Origin of the sequence: Geobacillus thermopakistaniensis (assembly GCF_000498995.1) — a bacterium.
Lineage (GTDB): Bacteria > Bacillota > Bacilli > Bacillales > Anoxybacillaceae > Geobacillus > Geobacillus thermoleovorans.
In genome coordinates, this window is sequence record NZ_AYSF01000036.1 from 24,760 (window position 1) to 42,226 (window position 17,467).

Genomic DNA, 17,467 nt, shown 5'->3' on the forward strand with positions numbered 1-17,467 from the left:
TGCTTTAATACACTCCCGAACCGACAATTTCCACTTTTTCGACAAATTCGAGCTGTTTGAGCTTAGCGAGGAGCTCATCAATCTCCTCGTTCATATCGTTTGTGCTGACCGACAGCGTCACGTTCGCCCTCCCTTGAAGCGGAATCGTTTGATGGATGGTCAGCACGTTGCAGCCGGCCGCCGCCACAACGCCAAGCAGCTGTGACAACGTTCCGGAGCGGTCTTCTAAATGGAAAAAGAGCGTGACGATGTTTTCTTTCGTCACCGCTTGGAACGGAAAAATGGCATCGCGGTATTTGTAAAACACACCGCGGCTGATGTTGGCGAGCTGCGCCGCCTCGGCGACCGAGGCGGCTTTTTTCCGCTCAAGCAGCTGTTTAGCGAGCACGACTTTCTTCATCGCTTCCGGCAGGACGTCTTCGCGCACCAAATAAAATTTTTTCTCCACCGCACCTTCCCCCGCTCTATTCATCCCAGTCGTCGACAAACTCGAACTCGTAATCAAGCAACCGGATCGTGTCTCCGTCTTTCGCGCCGCGCTCGCGCAGCGCATCATCCACCCCCATCGCCTTAAGCTGGCGGGCGAAGCGGCGCACCGATTCTTCGCGCGAGAAATCCGTCATCTTAAACAACTTTTCAATTTTGTCGCCCGCCAAAATGAATGCTCCGTCGCTGGCGCGGGTGATCGTAAACGGCGGCTCCTCTTTTTCATATTTGTACACGACGCGCTGCACGGCCGGATCTTCCCGTTCATGAAGCGGGAATTCCGGCGTCGTTTCCAACAGGTCGGCGATGGCAAACAACAGCTCGCGCACTCCTTGTCTTGTCGCTGCAGAAATCGGAAAGACCGGCACCGCATCGCCGACTTTCTCTTTGAAGCGGCGCAAATTTTCTTCGGCGTTCGGCATGTCCATTTTATTGGCGGCAACAATTTGCGGCCGCTCGGTCAAGCGCAAATTGTACTGTTTCAGCTCTTCGTTGATGACGAGATAATCGTTGTACGGATCGCGCCCTTCGACCGCCGCCATGTCGATGACATGGACGATGACACGCGTCCGTTCAATATGGCGCAAAAACTGATGCCCGAGCCCGACCCCTTGATGGGCCCCTTCAATCAATCCCGGCAAGTCGGCCATCACAAAACTGCGCCCGTCTTCCGTTTCGACAACGCCCAAGTTCGGAACGAGCGTCGTAAAATGGTACTCGGCGATTTTCGGACGGGCTGCGGAGACAACCGACAGCAGCGTCGATTTGCCGACGCTTGGAAACCCGACCAGCCCGACGTCAGCGAGAAGCTTCAGCTCTAAAATGATGTTGCGCTCTTCGCCCGGTTCGCCGTTTTCCGCAATTTCCGGCGCTGGGTTGGACGCCGTCGCAAATCGGGTGTTGCCGCGCCCGCCGCGCCCGCCTTTGGCGACGACAAACCGCTGCCCCGCCTCGGTCAAATCGGCGAGCACTTCGTTCGTATCCGCATCGATGACAACGGTGCCTGGCGGCACTTTGACAATCAAGTCTTCCGCATTTTTGCCATGCTGGTTTTTCGACATGCCGTTTTCGCCGCGCGGCGCTTTAAAATGGCGCTGGTAGCGGAAATCCATCAACGTCCGCAGCCCTTCATCAACGACAAAGACGACATCGCCGCCTTTGCCGCCGTCTCCGCCGGCCGGCCCGCCTTTTGGGACGTATTTTTCCCGGCGGAACGCGACCATGCCGTTGCCGCCGTCCCCGCCTTTCACATAAATTTTCACCTGATCAACAAACATGGCTGTTCCTCCGATTCGCTTCCATCATGGTATCATGGCGAAATGAGTATGACTAATACTTATTATTGTATACAGAGTCGATTCCATGATGTCAATATGTACGCAAGCATCGGCCGTCTGCGGGCTGGCGGGCGGTTCAAGCCCATCCGCCGCTTTCCGGTCCGATTGGATCGATCCGTCCGCACTCCATGAACTCTTCCGTGCTCCTTCATCCAATCAACGATCAAGATTCCGCCGACAAAAGCTCAAGCTCCACCGTCAATTCGCCCTCGCCAACGGCAAACGACGCGAGCCGAAGCGGCGGTGATGGTTCGCAGCGCTCAAGCCAAGCGCGAATGGTTTCGCCGTCCCTAAACGTGCCGCGGTAATCCAAAAACAGCGCCGCCCGTCGGTCGGACAGCTCAATGGACAAACATAAATGGTTTTCTGTCCGCTCATCGGATTGCGCTTCGAGCAGGCGAAAAAATTTGCGGCACCATTCAGCCAGCTGTTCATCGTACTGCGACCAATCCGCTTTGCCGTCCATGATTTCATACTCAAGAACGAGCGGACGCGGCTCCCAGTTATAGGTCATGATAAGCTCGGCGAACCGCTCGGCCTTCAAATTCGTCAACCGTGTTTCCTGATGCATCTCGCCGATCATGTCTTCAATGATTTCCTGCACCCGTTCGATTTTATTAAGCGCCAAATGCCCTTTGATGAGCTGAATTTTGTTCAGCCAGTCATGGCGGGCATGGCGCATCACCTCAACGACAGTCCATCGCTTCTCCATCCGACGCTCCCCTATCCACTAAGCGTAGGCTCCCTGCCTCGCTTGGACTTCCGCCTCCATGGGGGAGGCATGTACTTTTACTATAACATTTTTTGACATTGAACAGGAACGATTTTTCTACGCCAAAAAGAAAAAACTCTAACCGAACGGTTAGAGTTTTTTCCACATCGATTACGCTTCTTGGCTGACCGGGTAGACGCTGACGCGTTTGCGGTCGCGGCCGAGCCGCTCGAAGCGTACGATGCCGTCGATTTTCGCATACAGCGTATCGTCGCCGCCGCGGCCGACGTTCAAGCCCGGATGGACTTTCGTTCCGCGTTGACGGTACAAAATCGAACCGCTGGTGACGAATTGACCGTCAGCCCGTTTTGCGCCAAGACGTTTCGCGATCGAGTCGCGGCCGTTTTTCGTCGAACCGACCCCTTTTTTCGAAGCAAAAAATTGCAGGTCAAGTCTCAGCATGGCAGTCACCTCCCGCTAGATGGATGTCACGCGGATAAATGTTCCGTAATCGCGTTCGATCGTCTTTAGCGAAACGACCATCGCTTCCAACAACAACTGTACTTTCTCTGCCGCCGCTTCTTCCAGCTCCGGAAGCTCGCAGCGGAGGTAGCCGCCGTCTTTGCCGAGCGAAACATGCGGGCTTACGCCAATAAGTGTCTCGATGGCGTTGATCGTGCCGAACGAGACCGCCGAAGCGCCGGCGCATACAATGTCCTGCCCGCGTTTCGCAAAATGGGCGTGCCCTTCCATCGTAAACGCGCGGATGCGGCCGTCCGCTTCCCGTTCAATCGTGACGCGGATCATCTTTACGCGTTGATTTTTTCGATGACGACTTTCGTGTACGGCTGACGGTGGCCTTGTTTGCGGCGATAGTTCTTTTTCGCTTTATATTTGAAGACGATGATTTTCTTTTGTCGGCCGTGTTTTTGCACTCTCGCCGTCACGGTTGCGCCTTCGACTGTCGGGTTGCCGATTTTCACCGTTTCCCCGCCGACGAACAGCACTTTGTCAAACGTGACCGTATCGCCTTCATTCGCATCCAATTTTTCGATGTAAATTTCTTGGCCTTCTTCGACTTTCAATTGTTTGCCGCCAGTTTCGATAATTGCGTACATGCATCGCACCTCCTTCATGGACTCAGACTCGCCAGCGCCAAGGCGGCCCAAGACGGAGCGCTTCATCGCCCGCGCTGAGCGGTTGTAGTGCGGGTGCGTCTTTTTGCGACAGCCGCCCTCTTTTGCCCTTGTTGGCAGGACAAAAAGTCTACAACGTCATCTATCGTAACATAGAAACGGCCGGCCGTCAACCGTCATCTTCGTCCCCCGGCGGGCGATGATGAAACGGTGCAAACGACTATATAGAGAGGCCATTTGAAGCTTTGCCATTTGCAACTTTACCGAGTATTTGATCGACTGTTGATCGACCGAACAACGCCGCTTTCAGACCCATGTATGAGTCTGTGAAGCGAGCGGCTGTTCGGCCTCCCGTCACGCCAAGGTGTGACGAGGGCAAGCCTGTGGCTTGCCTTCGTCAGTCGAAAAATAGATAAGCGACTTTTCCATCAAGGATATGTGAAACTTTTATATATAGCCACGATCAATAGATGAGAGCGCCAAGCGGCGCATCGGCTTGTTTTTCGGCAAAAAACGCATGCAGCAGCTCGTTTTCATCGAGCGTCGCCCGTTCGCGCCCGTCGCGAACGACGATGATCGCATGCTTTTGTCCGCGGTAAAATCGCTGCAGCACGGCCGAGATGCGTTCGTCCGCCGGCGCCGTAATCGTCCGCAGCTTTGTATAGCCGCCTTTGTTTCCATAATACCGCTCAAGCAAAAAGCGCATGACGACATACGGATGCTGCTTTTGCTCCTGCCAAAGAGCATGCGCCAAAAAGGCGGCGATCGCCCATAAATCAAGCTGGCGCGGCGCCAACACAAACAAAAGAACGACGCCGACAGCAAGCACGGCGGCCGATATGGCGACCGTGTTCCGGTGCGCTTCGCTGAACGGGCGGCGGTAGGACAGCAGCAAAAACAATAACTTGCCTCCATCCAGCGGCCAGATCGGCAGCAAGTTCAAAGCGAAAATGGCCGCATTGTAGCGAAAAAAGAGCTCCCAGCTCCCGCCATCCATCATGCCGGCCTTCCACAAAAAAAACGCCGCCGCTACGAGCCACAGATGCTGGGCCGGCCCGGCGAGCGTCACGATCCACTCCTCGCGGAACGGCCGGTTGCCGTGCTCTTCGACTTCCGCCACTCCGCCGAACGGCAGCAACAAAATCCGCTTCACCCGCCAAGAGAAAAACGCGGCTGCCGCCGCATGGCCAAGCTCATGAACGAGGACGATGAAAAACAACAGGCAAAGCTGCTTGAAATGGGCGGTAAGCACCGCGATGCCGCCGATCAACCATAACAGTGGGTGGACGTGCAGCTTCCCGAGCAGCGCCATATACTTATTCAAAGGAAATCACCTGAATCGGATCGATAAATTCATCTCCTTGTTTAATAGCAAAATAAAACAGCCCTTTCTGTTTATTTGCCTCGCTCGCCCCGGCCGTGCCAACTTCCTGCCCCATTTCTACAAAATCATACAATTTCACCGAAATGGCCCCCAAACGTCCATACCACGTCTCCGTGCCGTCCGCATGTTGGATGATGACCGTTTTGCCGAGACGGTCTTTCGTACCGGCAAAGGTGACAATCCCTTCTTTCATCGCTTCCACTTTGGCTCCATTCTCAGTTTCGATCGTCACACCCTCCCCGTTTTTTTCAAAACTTTCGAGAATCCGTCCAGAAGCCGGCACTGCATAGGATGAAGCCGTTTTCACCTTTTCTTCCTTTTTCGGGGCAAAAAAAGCGAGCGGCTCACCGAACGTTTTTTCATACCAGGCTGAGACGGCCGCAAACTGAAACTCGGTTTCCATCGTCCGGGCAATAAACTGCCGCGCCGGCTCGAGGGAAGCGGACGGATGCCGGAACAAAATGGCCGTCACGAGCACGAGACAGGCAGCGATGAGTGTTTTGAATAAAAACCATTCTTTGCGGAACAACGGATGGGGAGCGGATTCAAACGAATAGCGGTCATACGTGACGACCGGCAGCCCGTACCGCTCCTCATCAGCGGCGCTCCATCTAGATTCTTTTGGATCCTGCCCCTTATATTGACGTTCCCTTCTTCGTTTTTCAATGCGTTTTTTCATCTCACGGACGCGTCGATCCATACGTCCCCCCTCCACCTTTCCAACAACGTTTGTACTAATTTATGAGACAACCTCATGGAATATGAACGAGCGTTTTTCGCCGCGCCTCGCCGAACACGTCCGCGAACAAATCCCTCAAACGGTTTCACACCAACGTTTCGGCTGAGCGCCGCAACCGATCGATACCATCTGCTTCCGTTGTTACAGATCAGGAATTCCAAACAGCACAACAATTATGAATAAAAAAAGAAGGCCCATTCAACGGCCTTCTTGCGCCAACTCCATTATTTCAAACTAAATATTTTCCGAATCTTTGAAAACAGCCCCTTCTCCTCTTCCTCAAGCGGCGGCAGCGGCACCGACTCGCCGAGGATGCGGCGGGCAATGTTGCGGAAGGCGATCGACGCTTTGCTGTTTGGGTCCAGCACAATCGGCTCGCCGCGGTTCGACGCTTTGATCACGTTTTCATCGTCGGCGATAATGCCGAGCAACTCGATCGATAAATGCGAGATGATTTCGTCGACATCCAACATATCGCCGTTTTTCACCATATGGCTGCGAATGCGGTTGATGATGAGGCGCGGCGGTTTGACGTGCTCCTCCGCTTCAAGCAAGCCGATGATGCGGTCGGCGTCGCGGACCGCCGACACTTCCGGCGTCGTGACGACGATCGCTTCGTCCGCGCCGGCGACAGCGTTGCGATAGCCTTGTTCGATTCCAGCCGGACAGTCGATGAGCACATAATCGTATTCCTGTTTCAGCTCCTCAATGAGCTGTTTCATTTGCGCGGGGTTGACCGCCGACTTATCGCTCGTTTGCGCGGCCGGCAACAAATACAAATGGTTATCGAACCGCTTGTCTTTCACAAGCGCCTTCTGCACCGTGCAACGCCCCTCCACGACATCGACCAAATCATAAATAATTCGGTTCTCAAGCCCAAGCACGACATCGAGGTTGCGCAGCCCGATGTCGGTGTCGACAAGGCACACCCGCTTCCCTAGAATGGCGAGGGCCGTCCCAAGGTTCGCGGTCGTCGTCGTTTTGCCGACGCCGCCTTTTCCGGAAGTGATGACGATCGCTTCTCCCACGGTCACATTCTCCTTTCTAAGCGCGTCAAATTCGGCCGCAAATGCATAAGCAGCTGAAGGCGGTCGACAACAATTTGGTTATGCTCATCAATATAGGCGCATTCCATTTCATTTCCTTCATCCGTTTTCGAATCGGGCGCTCGGCTCATGATGTCGCCGATGCGCAGCTGCATCGGTTTCATGACCGATGCAGCGATGATCGCCTGTTTATTGCCGGCATACCCGGCATGGGCGATGCCGCGCAGGGCGCCGAGAATGAAAATGTTGCCTCCGGCAATGACCGTTCCGCCAGGGTTCACGTCGCCGATCAGCAGCAAATCCCCTTCGACATGAAGCACTTGTCCCGAACGGACAATGCGCGAAACGGGCACAATTTCCGTTTTTCTCATCCATTCTATCGCTTCTGCTTTCGACATGACATTGCTTTCGATCGAATCGACGACCAAATTTTTTGAACGGCGGATGAGCGCACGCACCTCTTCCTCTTGGGCAGGCGTCAAATAGCGGTTCCCAATTTTCAGATGAACAGAGACAAGGGGGCTGTCTGGCGCGACGCCAGCTTGTTTGACAAGCCGCTCCTCGATTTCTTTCAATAAATCGTCATACGAGCAGCGGTCATCGAGATGCAGCGTCAGCCCATCTTTCGTCCCTTTAATCGTCACGTACTGCTGCTTTTGTTTCGCCACAACGTTCACCCCAACGAATAATTCTACAAAACGGGCCGTTTTTCCTCTTTTATTCTTCCTGCTCAAACCGGCGAATTTTTGCCAATCGCCGTTCGAGCGGGTACGAAAAGACGAGCAAAAACGCGACGTTCAGAAGCAGCGTCGGCCATAGACGGCGGTCCCAAAAAACAGAAAACGACCAATCGGTCCGCCCGATCAACAGCTGGATGCCGTAGACATAACTGTCAAGCAGCATAATGGAAAGCAGCGACAAGAGCGATGCAACGAACCAGTTTTGGTGGAACCATTTCATCGCTTTGCCCGCCAAGTAGGCAATAAGCGTATAAGCAAACGCATAAACACCGAGCAGCTCTGTGTAGACGCAGTCATACAGAAACCCGAAGATGAACCCGTACCCCATCGCCCGCGTCCCGCCGAAATGCATCGCTGTGAACACGAGAAAAACAAGAAAAAACCGGGGAACAAAAAAATAGTGGACATACAAGTCGCCTTTTGGCCATATATCAACAAAAAGGCTCTCACTCACAAAACATAACACCGCAAGGAAAGGGAGACGCCACTTGTTCACTTTGCCTCCTCCTTTTCCTGCAGTGCTGCATCGATGGTTCGTTTCACAATCATGACGTCGTCAATATCATACAAGTTGGCAAACGGCTTGACATAGACGACTTTCGTCAATCCGTATTGGTCCGGCTTGACTTCAGTCACCTCACCGATCGGCAGCCCTTTCGGAAACACGCCGCCAAGGCCGGAAGTCAACACTTTTTGCCTTTTTTCCACTTTGGCGTCAATCGGAATTTCTCCGAGCAGCAACTCGCGCCGCTTCTCATCGTAGCCTTCGATCAACCCAAACACGTTTTCCTTTCCTTGGATATAAGCGGAAATGCGGTTGTTTTGGTCAAGCGCGCTTAACAGCTGCACAGTGGACGTAAATTGGGAAGCGTGCTGCACCTTGCCGACAAGCCCCGCTGGGGTGATGACGGCCATATCTTTTTTCACGCCGTGTTGCTCGCCTTTGTTGATGATGATCGTTTCCCGCCAACGATCCGGGTTCCGCCCGATCACCGTCGCCTGAATCGAAACAAAATCACGCAAGCTCTCTTTTTTATCGAGCAACGCGCGCAGCCGTTCGTTTTCTTGCCGCAGCGCCTCGACCTCGGTCTCAAGCGCCGCATATTCCTCAAGTCTTGCCTTCAGCAGTTCGTTTTCCTTATATGTACGGCGAAGATCGCTCACATTTTCAAAGAAGCCCGCGATCTCCTCGGCGGGCTTCCCAAACAGAAGCTGAACAAAACCGACCGTATCTTTTACAAACTGCTCCGGCCACGTCAACTCTTCGCGGCTGCGCAAGGAAAAGCCGATCAACATGACAAGGATGACGATGCTGACGAGCAAAAAAATGAGACGCTTATTCCCAAAAAGCTGTGGCATGCGTCACACCTTCTTACCGTCAGCGATGGTCTCTCGCCTTGTTTTTAAACAAGTCGATGTGGTCGAGCGCTTTCCCGGTGCCAATGGCCACGCAATCAAGCGGATTTTCCGCGACGATGACCGGCATGTCCGTCTCTTTGCTGATGACCTTGTCCAAGTTGCGCAACAAAGCGCCGCCGCCTGTCAGCACGATGCCGCGGTCCATAATGTCAGCCGCCAGCTCCGGCGGTGTTTTTTCGAGCGTGTTTTTCACCGACTCGACGATCGCATAGACCGTATCGTGCAGCGCCTCAGCCACTTCTTCGGCGCTGATTTCGATCGTTTTTGGCAGCCCAGTGAGCAAGTCGCGGCCGCGAATTTCCATGTTTCCGATTCCTTCCGGATTTCCGGCTGAGCCGATCTCGACTTTAATCGCCTCCGCCGTCCGTTCTCCGATCATCAAATTGTACGTTTTTCGGATGTATTGAATGATCGCCTCATCCATTTCATCGCCGGCGATGCGGATCGACTGGCTCGTCACGATGCCGCCGAGCGAAATCACGGCCACTTCAGTCGTACCGCCGCCGATGTCGACGACCATGCTCCCGGTCGGCTCCCACACCGGCAAATTGGCGCCGATCGCGGCCGCAAATGGTTCTTCAATCGTATAGGCATCGCGTGCTCCAGCCTGGCGCGTCGCATCGATGACCGCGCGCTCCTCTACGGCCGTGATGCCGTACGGCACGCATACCATCACATACGGCTTGCTGGCAAACAACCCTTTCGTTTTGACGGCCTTGCGAATGAAATATTTCATCATCGTCGCCGTCGTTTCATAATCAGCGATGACGCCGTCTTTCATCGGACGAAGCGCCACGATGTTGCCCGGCGTGCGCCCGATCATGTTTTTCGCTTCATTGCCGACGGCGACGATTTGCTTCGTGTCGCGCTGAATGGCGACAACCGACGGCTCGCGCAAAACGATCCCTTTTCCCTTCACATAAACGAGCGTATTCGCTGTTCCTAAATCAATCCCGAGATCTTTCGTCCCAATTCCAAACATATGATCGATCTTCCTTTCCGAAACGAAATGCATATGATTTTCTATTGACAACATGGATCGGATGTCAAGTCATTTATAAATTGTACAACACCGCCCGAACGGATTCGGAAAAACCCATAGTTGATATTATAACTGATTCGACAAAAAATGAGAACCGCTAGACGTAGCCTTTTTCTTTCAAACTGACGAATTTTTGATCGCCGATGATGAGGTGATCCAAGAGCTCGATGCCGATGATGCGGCCGCATTCCGCGAGCCGTTTCGTCACATCGATGTCTTCGCGGCTTGGAGTCGGATCGCCAGAAGGGTGGTTATGCACACAAATGACGGAGGCGGCGGAACGTTTGATCGCCTCTTTAAACACTTCGCGCGGATGGACAATCGAGGCGTTTAAACTGCCGATGAACACCGTTTTGCGGTAGATGACTTGATTTTTCGTATTTAAATAAATGGCGACAAAATGTTCTTGCGATAAAAAGCGCATATCTTCCATGACGTATTTCGCTCCGTCTTCCGGGCAGCGAATCACATAGCGGTCGGCGCAGCCGGACTGGTGGATGCGTCGGCCGAGCTCCAACGCCGCCAAAATTTGCACGGCTTTCGTCGGCCCGATCCCTTTGATGTTCGTCATTTCTTCGACCGTTGCGTCTTTGAGCGGTCTCAGCCCCTCAAAATGGCGAAGGAGACGCTGGGCGAGCTGCACGACCGACTCCTCCTTCGTGCCCGTGCGCAACAAAATGGCGATCAGTTCATGGTCGGATAAACTTTCCGGCCCTGATGACAGCAGCCGTTCACGCGGCCGACTGTCTTTCGGAACATCGCGGATCATCCACGCCATCATACTCCCCCTTTTTTGTTTTGCTTCATCGAAAGATGGAGAGGCTTGAACCGCCCCTCGGTACGACAGCAGAATCCGTTTGCGGGGGCGTTCTTTTGCCAAAAAGCGCCAGACGGCGGCCGCTTTTGCTTTGATCTATGCCGGCGGCCACCCGAGCCGGCGCAATTCCCTCACCGTCCGCGACAGCGGCAGGCCGACGACCGTCAAATAGTCGCCTTCGATCCGTTTGACAAACAGGGCAGCGCGGCCTTGGATGCCATACGCCCCCGCCTTGTCCATCGGCTCCCCGGTCGCAATATAGGCGGCGATTTCCTCGTCATCGAGCTCCCAAAACGTCACCGCTGTTTTTTCCGCAAACGAGGTGATGGACCCTTGAGGGAGTGCGATGGCGACACCGGTCCATACGTCATGCGTCCGCCCGGACAACTGACGCAGCATGGCGAATGCTTCTTCTTCCGTGCGCGGCTTCCCTAACAAGCGGCCATCGCACACAACGATCGTATCAGCGCCAAGAACATACGCGTCGGGAAAAGAGGACATCACCGCCTCCACTTTCCGGCGGGCAAGAAGTTGAACCGCTTCATCAGGGGGCGTTCCGGGGGGAATCGTCTCATCGGCATGGCTTTCCTGCACATCAAACGGCCAGCCGGCCAGCTCGAGGATCTGCCTTCGTCGAGGGGAGCGGGATGCAAGCACGAACCGTGGAGGCATCGCTCATTCTCCTTTCGCTCGTTTCGGTTCGGAAGATTCACTTGTATCGTAGCAAATTTTGCGGTGAAAGGCAATTTTCTGTATAGATGCAATTTGAAGCATGAACATTTGCAAATTTTACTAGGCATTTGATCGACTGTCGGGCGACCGAACAACGCCGCTTTCAGACCCATGTATGGGTCTGTGAAGCGGGTGGTTGTTCGGTCTTCCAAGCCACAGGCTTGCCTTCGACAGTCGAAAAATGGACAAACGGCTTTTCCGTCAAGGATATGTGAAACGTTTTCGTTGCCATCTATTCTATATAAGTTGAAATTTTGTTTTACATCCAGCCGATCACTCGCCACGTTATATCATAGTCGACTTGTATGGAGATAAATATAGAAACGAAAAATCGGAAATTCTTTATATATGCAATAGGCAAAAAAAAACGGGGCTTCTAGCTCCCTAGCGGCACCAATTCGATATAAGCGGCGAGCGCCTCGAGCAGCTGTTGCTGGGCTTTGGCCAACAGCGCTTCATCCCGTCGCTCTTTGTATGCGGCAAGGGCGACATACGCCTGCTTCAGCGCTTCAACATACCGACCGACTGTTTTGTCGCTTGAAGCGTTGCTTTTTTCTAACGCGTCATACGCCTTTTGGAGCGCCTGCCAGTCATCTTCTCCTGCTTTCCTACCGCCAAGCAAAGCCGCGGAGACCGCTGCCATGTTTTCATACAAAACCTCCCCTTTTTGGATGGCCTCCGACCGGCGCGCCGCCGCTTCGGCGGCAAACGACAGCTCTTTGACATACGTGCTTGGCACCCTTTGGCGGTATTGGTCGTTGACCGCCCGCAACGTTTCCTTATCCGCGCCGACGGCGATATAGAGCGCTGCCGGTTTTTGCCCCGCGACGACGACCGGCACGCCTGCTGTTTTGATCGATTCGGACGCCTGCTTGGCCGCCGCCGCATTCGAATAGACGCCCGCTTGAATGACCGCAATGGAAAACGGCGCTCGTACGACGCTTTCTCTTCCTTCTTCGCCCGCCGCTGTTTCAGGCTTTGTCAATTCCGTCATCGCTTCAGATGCCGGCGACGAAGCAGATTTTTCCTTCGGAATGATGCGCAGCACCGTCATGCCAAACGCCATGCCGACCAACGCAGCGACCAACGCGGCGGCGAGCAGCGACTTGGCTTGAGCCGGCAGCCGCCATGTCCGACGTCTGGCGCTTTTCTTTTGTTGCATCGCCTCGGAAACGGAAATGACCCGTTCATCCGCCTCAAGGGCGGCCGCCTCTTCCCAACCCGTCGTTTCAACATCTTCTCGAACTTGCCCATCCTCCGTAAACCACAGGCCTGTTGATGGCTTGCCTGCGGATGGCCCGCCTTCTTGAAACGCGCTCACTTGGCGGCTGTCATCCGCCTCGTTTTCTGCTCGCTGTCCTTTCCCTAGATGGCTGTCCACCGGATATCCATCCGACTCCTCGGACGGCCGTCCTTCCGACGAACGCTCCACGGTAAATGGGCGGGGCTTGCCGTTGATATTCACCATAATGCGCATGCGCTGCTTGTCCATTTGGCCACCGTCCTTCTTCCTGCTTCGATTTCTTTCGCCTATCTTACCACAAACGGAAAAAAAAAGAACAAGACATTTGTCGTCTTGTCCCCGCTTCTGTTCTTCATTTTCCGACATCAACGGTTGCGAATCGCCTCGGTCCCCAGCGCTTCGACAGGAATCGGCTGCTCGCGCCCCTCATAGGTGCAAAGCTGCTTTGTCTCGCCTTTCAAGCAAACGGCGTAATCGATCCCGCCGTCTTCCCGCTTCGTGGCAAGCACGTACGATGGATTCGTTTCCGGCGGCAATACATTTCCGGTAAACGGATCTTCGATTGGATCCAGCAAACCGTTGCCCACCAATTCTCCATACGACAATATGGCAGAAGAACGGGCTGGCAAAAATTCCACTTTCTCGGCGCCGACATACAGCCGCGCCGCTTCATACAAGCCATAAGCATCCGAAACAAACGCCCGCTCGCGCGCCCGATCAATCACCGTCCACATGGCAAGACCGACGATCATCGCCACAATGCCGATGATCACCAACACAGCCAAAAGCTCAATGAGGGTCATCCCCCGCTTCATGCGAATGAGCATATCGGACTTCCACCATCCCCGCTACCGGCCCGAAGACGGCGCCATTTCCACGAGCGGATTGTCTTTGCCGCTTGGCGGAGGGACATCGCGGATGGGAATGAGCTGCTTCCATTTCTCAAGCTGCGGCGCGTAAAAGGCGCGGACATTGATGGAATAGGCGAGCGGTTGCACGTCGACAGCGGTGGACGTCAACTCCGGCGGGCCGGTAAACGTCAATCCTTCCACCGCCAAAATGCGCTCGGAGTGCTCAAGCACCTCTAAAAACCGTTCAAGCTGATAATAGGAGGGAGATTCCACCGTCAATTGGGCGGTAATAGACTGGATGCCGCTTGGAGGAATCAACGCCTTGTCTCCGGACGCCTTGCTTTCCGCTCCATTCGCGTTCCCTTGCGAAGGAGATTCTCCGGTTCCTTGCCCTTCAGCGAAGCTGACGCTCAATAGCCGGCTGTCAGAAATATATTCCGCTTTTTGAAACGTCAGCAACAGTTGGTCGGCGAACGGGCGCACCGGCACTTTCCTCTGCAAAGCCGCCAGGCTCTCTGCCGTTTCTTCTCGATTCCCCGCCGCCTGCTTTTTCATTGCAGCCAACACGTTTTTCTCGCTTTGTACGACCGCCTCGAGCCGATCCATTTGTTCGTAGCGCGGCATGAGCACAAAAACATAGAAAGCGGCAAACAAAAGAGCGGCAAGAAGAAACACCCCGGTAAACACGAGCGGCCATTTTCCAAAACGGCCCATCATTCGTTGTCCCCCTCTTTTCCTGTCGGCTGAAGTTCCAGCTCATATTGCGCGATATACCGCGGCACGATCGTTTCCCCCTCTGCCCCGCCGCTTTCGCCGCTGGCCGAGATGCCGGTCAATTTGACGGCTTTGACCAAATGAACTTCCTCAAGCCGATCTAAATAATAGGCCGCTTCTTCCGCCGCATCAAACTGCACTGTCATCGTCACCGTCTTTTGACCAGCATACGAAAAGTTCATGATAAAGCCGCGCTCCGGCAGTTGTTTGGCCAACGCACGCAACAGCGGCACCGTTTTGAGCGGATAACGGTTCGCCCATTCGACCGCTTTAGCAAGCTCTTGCTCAGCTTGCTGCTGCTCCGTCGTTTTTCCCTTCGCCTCCATCGCCGCCTGCTCAGCGCGCACTTGCCGAAGCTCCCCTTCAAGCACCGCGAGCCGTTGATTCGCACGCTCCATCAGCCAGTAGCCTCCCCCAGCGCCAAGCAGCAGAAGCAAAACGGCGAAGGCCGCCAGCACGGCGCCCGCCGCACGGCGCGGCTCTTTGCGCGGCAGCAAGTTGATGTCAACGATCATGGTCAGCCATTCCTTCTTTCAACGCCAATCCCCAGGCGAGATGATAACGATCCGGCAACGGATCAATCGAGCGAGAAAGCCGCTCCGGCGGCACATCAAGCCGCTCTGACATAACGGCAAACACATCGTCAAGCCGCGGATGGTCGCCGGTGAGGAAGAGGCGCGTAATTTGCTGTTTTCCTTGCTGGATGGAAAACGAATAAAAGCTCATCATCCGCTCGATTTCCTTATACACCTCCGCAAACGGGTCAACGATCGGCATCGTTCGCTCCCCGGGCGCCTCAAGCGGCACATGGCGCATAAACTGCGGCAAATGGCGGTGGAAGACGCTCAAATTGACAGCCGATTCGTCAAACTGGACAAGCAAAATGTGGTCGTCCGCCGCGGCTTGTCCGGCAACAAAAAACGGGCGATAGGCGCAAAGCGGGGACACATCGGCCGCCACCGGGCGCAGGCCTGCGTCTTCCAAGAGCGCCGCATATTCGGCCACCGCCTCTTCCGGCGCGGCAAACAACAGCACGTTCAGCACCTCGTTTGTTCTCTCGGCCACGACGTAGTCAAACACCGGATCGGCGAACGGAAGCGGAATCGATTCACCAAGCTCCATAAACAAATAGCCGCGGATGTCCTCGTCCGACAAATGAGCGGGAAGCGGCAAATGGCGGATCATCACAAACGGATCGGGAACGACAAAGCGGACACGCCGCCCGTCAAGTTTCCATTCGTCAACACATTCGTCCAAAATCATCGCCAACGTTTCCCGATCGGCGATTTTTCCATCGCGAATGATGCCGGGCGGCAAGGCTCGCTCGCCCCATCGCCTCGCCTCGGGCGGCTGTCCCGGCTTTGCTTCCACATAGCGGAGGACATGATCTTTGATGATGATATTCGCCTGTTTCGCCTTTCGCCGCCATAACGCCATCTTCATTCCGCTTCCTTTCTGCCGTCTTTACATAATGAGTGAAATATACGCGCGCACGATCGCTTCTCCGAAGAAAAACGCGGTCAACGCCCCGAGTGCGATCGCCGGCGCAAACGGCATCGGCTTGCCGCGCCGCACGCGGCCCAACGCCATGCCGACAAGCCCGATCACCGTTCCGTACAACGTCGCCAAGAAAAACGCGAGCAACACCATTTTCCAACCGAGCACAAACCCAAGCACGGCAAACAGCTTCACATCGCCGCCCCCCATCCCGCCTTTGGACAAAACGGCGATCAGCCATAAAAGCGAAAATCCGACCGCCGCCCCAAGGAGCATATCGGCCCACGGCAAAAACGGGATCACAAGCCGTTCAACCAAAAACAAACCGGCAAACACCAAAAGCACCCGGTCGGGGATGAGCATGTAGCGAAGGTCGGAGACGACAATGATGGCAAACAAGCTGATCAACGTCCACGCCACAACGAGCCGCCCGCCCCAGCCGACCCACATCGGCGCGGCCGTAAACAAGGCAGCGGTGGCCAATTCCATCGCCGGGTAAAGGGGGGAGATGCGCCCCCCGCATCCTTTGCACCGCCCGCGCTGCACGACATACGACACAACCGGAATGAGCTCCCCCGCCGATAGCGTCCGTCCGCACGCCGGACAATGCGACCGCGGCCTGATGATTGACTCCCCGACCGGCACCCGCAGCCCGACAACGTTAAAGAACGAGGCGAGGAGGAGGGAGTAGAGGAAAATACTTAACTCTACCATTTCTAAACTAACCTACGTAAAACACCTTTTATGAACGGACTTCAGAACGTTTCAAATTATCTTCCTCAACAGCTTTCTTGTCTTGACCTTGCACCCCGCGTTGCGCATTTACTAGTTTTACGCGATAATAAAGTTTATTATTATCATTTATGATAATGACATAAGACCCGGAATCCGGCTCATTCACAGAGCCATCTTTAATTGGACTTCCGCTTACATCAAGATCAGCAGTAATTTGATCCGTCCCAGGAATGGCCTCTGTATAGCCATTTTGAGTTTTGTCAGGATCTTTTACAGTCTCTAAATACCCATTATCTTCTAAATACTTAAGTGAAATCGCCTTCGCCTTCCCATTCGCCGGTATCAAATCCTTATCCACCGTCACGGCGATTTTCGCTGCGTTGATCATTTGTTGTGCATTGGAAACGTGTGCATCTTTTTTCGAATTGTCAATCAACCCCCCGATCGCCGGAATGGCAATCGCCGCGATAATCCCTAAAATGACGATGACGGCGAGCAGTTCGATGAGCGTCAAGCCGCGCTCGTTTTTCAACACCCGTTTGAACATGGTTCACTCTCCCTTTCTTTCATTTTTAGCCTGTTTTCCCTATTATTCTACAACATAGGAAGAAAAATAGGAATATATTCTTATTTTATCTTAATTAGGCGAGAAGACTCCCACTTCAACGAAGCGAAGCGGAGTAAGTGGGAGATGAATCGCCTTAACTATATTTTGCTGAAAATAGGATAGATTCAGTAAAATATAGTATAATATAGTTAGATGGGAGGTGAAAAAAT

The 17,467-nt window shown here is 54.1% G+C and carries 22 protein-coding genes and 1 other annotated feature; all 22 genes read right to left on the minus strand.

The window, feature by feature from the left end:
* Nucleotides 1-4: 4 nt before the first annotated feature.
* The 22 genes from thrR to T260_RS132115 all read right to left on the minus strand — a co-directional run bounded on the left by thrR (nucleotide 5) and on the right by T260_RS132115 (nucleotide 17,237).
* On the minus strand, nucleotides 5-448 hold the full coding sequence (gene thrR, locus T260_RS132220; RefSeq protein WP_011232081.1) for a transcriptional regulator ThrR: 444 nt from the start codon (nucleotides 446-448) through the stop codon (nucleotides 5-7).
* A 16-nt stretch (nucleotides 449-464) separates the two neighbouring features.
* Entirely contained in the window at nucleotides 465-1,763 is a 1,299-nt protein-coding gene (gene obgE, locus T260_RS132215; RefSeq protein WP_011232082.1) for a GTPase ObgE, read from the minus strand.
* 223 nt (nucleotides 1,764-1,986) lie between these two features.
* A complete protein-coding gene (locus tag T260_RS132210; protein WP_011232083.1) occupies nucleotides 1,987-2,535 on the minus strand; it encodes a sporulation initiation phosphotransferase B in 549 nt (182 codons plus the stop codon).
* A gap of 171 nt (nucleotides 2,536-2,706) precedes the next feature.
* A complete protein-coding gene (gene rpmA / locus T260_RS132205; protein WP_011232084.1) occupies nucleotides 2,707-2,997 on the minus strand; it encodes a 50S ribosomal protein L27 in 291 nt (96 codons plus the stop codon).
* A gap of 15 nt (nucleotides 2,998-3,012) precedes the next feature.
* Nucleotides 3,013-3,342, minus strand: a complete 330-nt coding sequence (locus T260_RS132200) for a ribosomal-processing cysteine protease Prp (RefSeq protein WP_011232085.1) — start codon at nucleotides 3,340-3,342, stop codon at nucleotides 3,013-3,015.
* Between the two features lie 2 nt (nucleotides 3,343-3,344).
* Nucleotides 3,345-3,653: a 50S ribosomal protein L21 gene (rplU, locus tag T260_RS132195; RefSeq protein WP_011232086.1), complete on the minus strand. Its 309-nt coding sequence runs from the start codon at nucleotides 3,651-3,653 to the stop codon at nucleotides 3,345-3,347.
* Between the two features lie 14 nt (nucleotides 3,654-3,667).
* Nucleotides 3,668-3,747 (minus strand) — a sequence feature (ribosomal protein L21 leader region).
* A gap of 387 nt (nucleotides 3,748-4,134) precedes the next feature.
* Entirely contained in the window at nucleotides 4,135-4,995 is an 861-nt protein-coding gene (locus T260_RS132190; protein WP_023633735.1) for a site-2 protease family protein, read from the minus strand.
* Nucleotides 4,988-5,755, minus strand: coding sequence for a M23 family metallopeptidase (locus T260_RS132185; RefSeq protein WP_011232088.1), 768 nt, complete (start codon nucleotides 5,753-5,755; stop codon nucleotides 4,988-4,990). The genes T260_RS132190 and T260_RS132185 overlap by 8 nt, the downstream gene beginning before the upstream one ends.
* 263 nt (nucleotides 5,756-6,018) lie before the next feature.
* A complete protein-coding gene (gene minD, locus T260_RS132180; RefSeq protein WP_011232089.1) occupies nucleotides 6,019-6,822 on the minus strand; it encodes a septum site-determining protein MinD in 804 nt (267 codons plus the stop codon).
* A 2-nt stretch (nucleotides 6,823-6,824) separates the two neighbouring features.
* Nucleotides 6,825-7,508 (minus strand): septum site-determining protein MinC, encoded by a 684-nt coding sequence (minC, locus tag T260_RS132175; RefSeq protein WP_020278403.1) that lies wholly within the window; start codon nucleotides 7,506-7,508, stop codon nucleotides 6,825-6,827.
* Between the two features lie 49 nt (nucleotides 7,509-7,557).
* Complete coding sequence (mreD, locus tag T260_RS132170; protein ID WP_011232091.1) at nucleotides 7,558-8,076, minus strand: rod shape-determining protein MreD; 519 nt, start codon at nucleotides 8,074-8,076, stop codon at nucleotides 7,558-7,560.
* Entirely contained in the window at nucleotides 8,073-8,939 is an 867-nt protein-coding gene (mreC, locus tag T260_RS132165; protein WP_011232092.1) for a rod shape-determining protein MreC, read from the minus strand. The genes mreD and mreC overlap by 4 nt, the downstream gene beginning before the upstream one ends.
* A 19-nt stretch (nucleotides 8,940-8,958) precedes the next feature.
* A complete protein-coding gene (locus T260_RS132160) occupies nucleotides 8,959-9,981 on the minus strand; it encodes a rod shape-determining protein (RefSeq protein WP_011232093.1) in 1,023 nt (340 codons plus the stop codon).
* A 157-nt stretch (nucleotides 9,982-10,138) separates the two neighbouring features.
* Nucleotides 10,139-10,819, minus strand: a complete 681-nt coding sequence (gene radC, locus T260_RS132155; RefSeq protein WP_015375501.1) for a RadC family protein — start codon at nucleotides 10,817-10,819, stop codon at nucleotides 10,139-10,141.
* A gap of 135 nt (nucleotides 10,820-10,954) precedes the next feature.
* The gene (locus T260_RS132150) at nucleotides 10,955-11,530 is read right to left on the minus strand and encodes a Maf family protein (RefSeq protein WP_015375502.1); all 576 of its coding nucleotides are present in this window, start codon (nucleotides 11,528-11,530) and stop codon (nucleotides 10,955-10,957) included.
* Between the two features lie 436 nt (nucleotides 11,531-11,966).
* Nucleotides 11,967-13,082, minus strand: coding sequence for a hypothetical protein (locus T260_RS132145; protein ID WP_015375503.1), 1,116 nt, complete (start codon nucleotides 13,080-13,082; stop codon nucleotides 11,967-11,969).
* Between the two features lie 116 nt (nucleotides 13,083-13,198).
* Entirely contained in the window at nucleotides 13,199-13,660 is a 462-nt protein-coding gene (locus T260_RS132140) for a type II secretion system protein (RefSeq protein WP_011232097.1), read from the minus strand.
* 21 nt (nucleotides 13,661-13,681) lie between these two features.
* On the minus strand, nucleotides 13,682-14,401 hold the full coding sequence (locus T260_RS132135) for a hypothetical protein (protein ID WP_014196429.1): 720 nt from the start codon (nucleotides 14,399-14,401) through the stop codon (nucleotides 13,682-13,684).
* A complete protein-coding gene (locus T260_RS132130; RefSeq protein ID WP_023633736.1) occupies nucleotides 14,398-14,973 on the minus strand; it encodes a PilN family protein in 576 nt (191 codons plus the stop codon). Before T260_RS132130 ends, T260_RS132135 begins: the two co-directional genes overlap by 4 nt.
* Entirely contained in the window at nucleotides 14,963-15,901 is a 939-nt protein-coding gene (gene pilM, locus T260_RS132125; protein WP_014196431.1) for a type IV pilus biogenesis protein PilM, read from the minus strand. Before pilM ends, T260_RS132130 begins: the two co-directional genes overlap by 11 nt.
* A 21-nt stretch (nucleotides 15,902-15,922) precedes the next feature.
* The gene (locus tag T260_RS132120; protein ID WP_014196432.1) at nucleotides 15,923-16,669 is read right to left on the minus strand and encodes a prepilin peptidase; all 747 of its coding nucleotides are present in this window, start codon (nucleotides 16,667-16,669) and stop codon (nucleotides 15,923-15,925) included.
* Nucleotides 16,670-16,697: 28 nt separating this feature from the next.
* The gene (locus tag T260_RS132115; protein ID WP_023633737.1) at nucleotides 16,698-17,237 is read right to left on the minus strand and encodes a prepilin-type N-terminal cleavage/methylation domain-containing protein; all 540 of its coding nucleotides are present in this window, start codon (nucleotides 17,235-17,237) and stop codon (nucleotides 16,698-16,700) included.
* Nucleotides 17,238-17,467: the final 230 nt, after the last annotated feature.

Coding starts and splice junctions, on each gene's coding strand:
- obgE (WP_011232082.1), bottom strand. CDS start 1,763: ATGTTTGTTGATCAGGTGAAAATTTATGTGAAAGGCGGGGACGGCGGC.
- T260_RS132210 (WP_011232083.1), bottom strand. CDS start 2,535: ATGGAGAAGCGATGGACTGTCGTTGAGGTGATGCGCCATGCCCGCCAT.
- rpmA (WP_011232084.1), bottom strand. CDS start 2,997: ATGCTGAGACTTGACCTGCAATTTTTTGCTTCGAAAAAAGGGGTCGGT.
- T260_RS132200 (WP_011232085.1), bottom strand. CDS start 3,342: ATGATCCGCGTCACGATTGAACGGGAAGCGGACGGCCGCATCCGCGCG.
- rplU (WP_011232086.1), bottom strand. CDS start 3,653: ATGTACGCAATTATCGAAACTGGCGGCAAACAATTGAAAGTCGAAGAA.
- T260_RS132185 (WP_011232088.1), bottom strand. CDS start 5,755: ATGGATCGACGCGTCCGTGAGATGAAAAAACGCATTGAAAAACGAAGA.
- mreC (WP_011232092.1), bottom strand. CDS start 8,939: ATGCCACAGCTTTTTGGGAATAAGCGTCTCATTTTTTTGCTCGTCAGC.
- T260_RS132160 (WP_011232093.1), bottom strand. CDS start 9,981: ATGTTTGGAATTGGGACGAAAGATCTCGGGATTGATTTAGGAACAGCG.
- radC (WP_015375501.1), bottom strand. CDS start 10,819: ATGGCGTGGATGATCCGCGATGTTCCGAAAGACAGTCGGCCGCGTGAA.
- T260_RS132150 (WP_015375502.1), bottom strand. CDS start 11,530: ATGCCTCCACGGTTCGTGCTTGCATCCCGCTCCCCTCGACGAAGGCAG.
- T260_RS132145 (WP_015375503.1), bottom strand. CDS start 13,082: ATGGACAAGCAGCGCATGCGCATTATGGTGAATATCAACGGCAAGCCC.
- T260_RS132140 (WP_011232097.1), bottom strand. CDS start 13,660: ATGCTCATTCGCATGAAGCGGGGGATGACCCTCATTGAGCTTTTGGCT.
- T260_RS132135 (WP_014196429.1), bottom strand. CDS start 14,401: ATGATGGGCCGTTTTGGAAAATGGCCGCTCGTGTTTACCGGGGTGTTT.
- T260_RS132130 (WP_023633736.1), bottom strand. CDS start 14,973: ATGATCGTTGACATCAACTTGCTGCCGCGCAAAGAGCCGCGCCGTGCG.
- pilM (WP_014196431.1), bottom strand. CDS start 15,901: ATGAAGATGGCGTTATGGCGGCGAAAGGCGAAACAGGCGAATATCATC.
- T260_RS132120 (WP_014196432.1), bottom strand. CDS start 16,669: ATGGTAGAGTTAAGTATTTTCCTCTACTCCCTCCTCCTCGCCTCGTTC.
- T260_RS132115 (WP_023633737.1), bottom strand. CDS start 17,237: ATGTTCAAACGGGTGTTGAAAAACGAGCGCGGCTTGACGCTCATCGAA.